Annotated in this window: 3 protein-coding genes; all 3 read right to left on the bottom strand. The window is 46.3% G+C overall.

Going from position 1 to position 2,720, the window contains the following annotated elements; all coding sequences use genetic code 11:
• Positions 1-47 precede the first annotated feature (47 nt).
• Positions 48-1,943: a PAS domain S-box protein gene (locus HQK80_16330; GenBank protein ID MBF0223757.1), complete on the bottom strand. Its 1,896-nt coding sequence runs from the start codon at positions 1,941-1,943 to the stop codon at positions 48-50.
• Positions 1,944-2,254: 311 nt separating this feature from the next.
• Entirely contained in the window at positions 2,255-2,431 is a 177-nt protein-coding gene (locus HQK80_16325; GenBank protein MBF0223756.1) for a hypothetical protein, read from the bottom strand.
• A 130-nt stretch (positions 2,432-2,561) separates the two neighbouring features.
• Positions 2,562-2,720: BON domain-containing protein (locus HQK80_16320; protein MBF0223755.1), on the bottom strand; the 159-nt coding region annotated here is incomplete at its 5' end.

Genomic DNA, 2,720 nt, shown 5'->3' with positions numbered 1-2,720 from the left:
GATTCATTGATCTCCGACTATTCAAACCATTTTTGATGACTTGACCGCTATGCCTCTGATGCTTTCAATTCGTAAAACTGAATCAAATTGCGACCGGACTCTTTGGCTTTATACATCGCCATATCAGCCCACTTCATGATGTCCTCTTGACTTCTTTCCAGGTAAGGGAAAACAACAATACCAATACTGGCGGTACAATGATATTCAATGGCTGTTTTCTCTTTTTTTGGTTGCGTCACTTTCAGTACATAGGGACAACTCAGGGCAACACGGATTTTTTCAGCAATAATCCTGGCTTGTTTTGTGGCTTCGGGTTTGTCTTTATCCAGCTCAGTCAATAACACCACAAACTCATCGCCGCCGAAACGTGCTACGGTGTCTGCCATCCGTACGCAACTGCCAATGCGGTTTGCCACCTCGATCAACAGCAAATCACCGATGTGATGCCCGTGCTTATCATTTAAGGTTTTGAAGTTATCCAAATCCAGGAACATTAATGCGTTGTAACGACCACTTCGCTTGCTGAAGGTCATATTTTGGTCTAATCGCTCGTTTAATAGATGACGATTGGGCAACCGTGTCAATGAGTCATGCAAAGCCAGCTTGATAATTTGTTTTTCTGCTTGCTTCATCTCTGTGATGTCGCGTGCTGCGGCAAACACACCCTGCAGCCTTCTGTCCCGATCATAGAAAGTGGTCGCATTGTAGGACACCATTGTTTCCCTGCCGTCCCTGTCACGTGCCGTGAGTTCGTAGTTGGAGACCTTCTTTTTTCTAAGCACCAGTTTGATGGCCGCCTCGGCCCGTGCAGGATCGGTGAAGTAATTCTTGAACGGAGCACCGATCAACTCGTCACGCGTGCAACCGGTGAGTGCCTCCATCTGTTTGTTGATGTCAGTGATGATTCCGTCTGGGTCAGTGGTCATAATAGCGTCGATGTTGGATTCGATCAGAGAACGGGTGTAAAACTGCTGATCGCGCAGGCTCTGTGCGAGCTTCTTCTGCTCGACCTCAATCTGCTTGCGAGCGGTGTTGTCGGTGCCGATCAGCAAATAGCCGATAATGGTCTGTTTTGCATCACGCAAGGCAGTAACCGACACCACCGCCGGGAAGCAACTGCCATCTTTACGGATATAAGTCAGCTCGTAGATGTCCTCAATGCCGCGCGAAGCCTTGAACACCAAGGCATCAAAGCCCGGCTGGATTGGCGTTTCGAGCTCTTCGCTCAACTCTCTGGCTCGCTCGATCATCTCTTGCGAATCAGAGATGTCAGCCGGCGTGCTCTTATTCATTACCTCTGCGGCCATATATCCCAGCATTCGTTCCGCACCAACATTGAAGATCTGAATCACTCCCTTGGCGTCTGTGGCAATAGTCGAAAAATTGCCGCTATTGAAAATCGCATTCTGCAATGCCCTATCCTTGAGCAAAGCCTCTTCGGCCAGCTTGCGAGCGGTGTTGTCAGTGCCGATCAGCAGATAGCCGATAATGGCGTTTTGATCGTCACGTAGAGCAGTGACCGAGACGACCGCCGAGAAGCGGCTGCCATCTTTACGGATATAGGTCAGCTCGTAGATGTCCTCGATACCACGCGAGGCCTTGAACACCAAGGCCTCAAAGCCGGGCTGGATTGGCATTTCGAATTTTTCGCTCAACTCCTTGGCACGGACAATCAGCTCCTGGGGATCGGAGATGTCGGCCGGCGTGATCTTGTTCATCACTTCGTCTGCCAAATAGCCCAACATTCGTTCTGCACCGACGTTGAAGATCTGAATGACACCCTTGGCATCAGTGGCGATACTCAAGAAGTTAGCACTATTAAAAATCGCCGTCTGCAAAGCCTCCGCTTTAAGCAAGGATTCCTGACCTCGTACCTTGGCGATACCATTCACAGGGCTGTCGTCTGAGTTCAGAATAGTGGAAGTATCATTTTTTTTAGACATACTTAACCTCAGGGCTACCGCCATAAAGCGGGATAATTTATTGGCTACAAAGGCAAATAGTTTCTCATCAATATGACTGGAGAAACTTGTAAAACATGATGTAAGAAATTTTTGTTTTATTAGACAGTCTCTACCCATCAGGGTAGAGGTAGTTCACTGTTATCTACGATTGTTGAGATACAGCTCCCGTTCTTTTTGGTTTAATCTCTCGTTCTTGTTATTGAGTTCCTGTTCTTTCTGGTTTAATCTCTCGTTCTTGTTATTACGCTCCTGTTCGTGCGTCCTATTGTAGTTACTGTCCTGTTTGTCCTTCAAACTCTCTTTTCGATTATCCCTGTTCCGCTCATATTCTCTATTTCGTGGTTCAGGATCCCGGACACCCCAATTGTGTTGCTTCTCCCAATACCTGCTCTTTTCCCATTGATTCCAGTTCTGTTGAACATCACTGTGAATGCTAAAAGCAATGTTCCTGAAAGGAATTTTTTCATTTTGTTTTCTCCCGTCAATACGTTGTTAAATTCCAATCGGATCTTATGATTGAGTTAGCAATCAGTACGCAATTAGTACGCAAATGAGCAATGAGCATATGGAATTAATTATGCTCGTTCTCATTTTGTCTTACTCTTTAATGTTTTTTTTAATCACAATACCGTTTTTGACATATTTCACTCCTCTCACCGAGTTTGCTATTTCAGTAGCTCTGCCAGAGGTCTGAGCTGAATCCACGAAGCCGCTCAACTGCACGAACCCCTTGAAAGATTCGACTTTGATCTGAAA

The organism is Desulfobulbaceae bacterium, assembly GCA_015231515.1.
Taxonomy (GTDB): Bacteria; Desulfobacterota; Desulfobulbia; order Desulfobulbales; family VMSU01; genus JADGBM01.
Note: the sequence above shows the minus strand (reverse complement) of the source record. Positions and strands in the feature narration are given on the sequence as shown.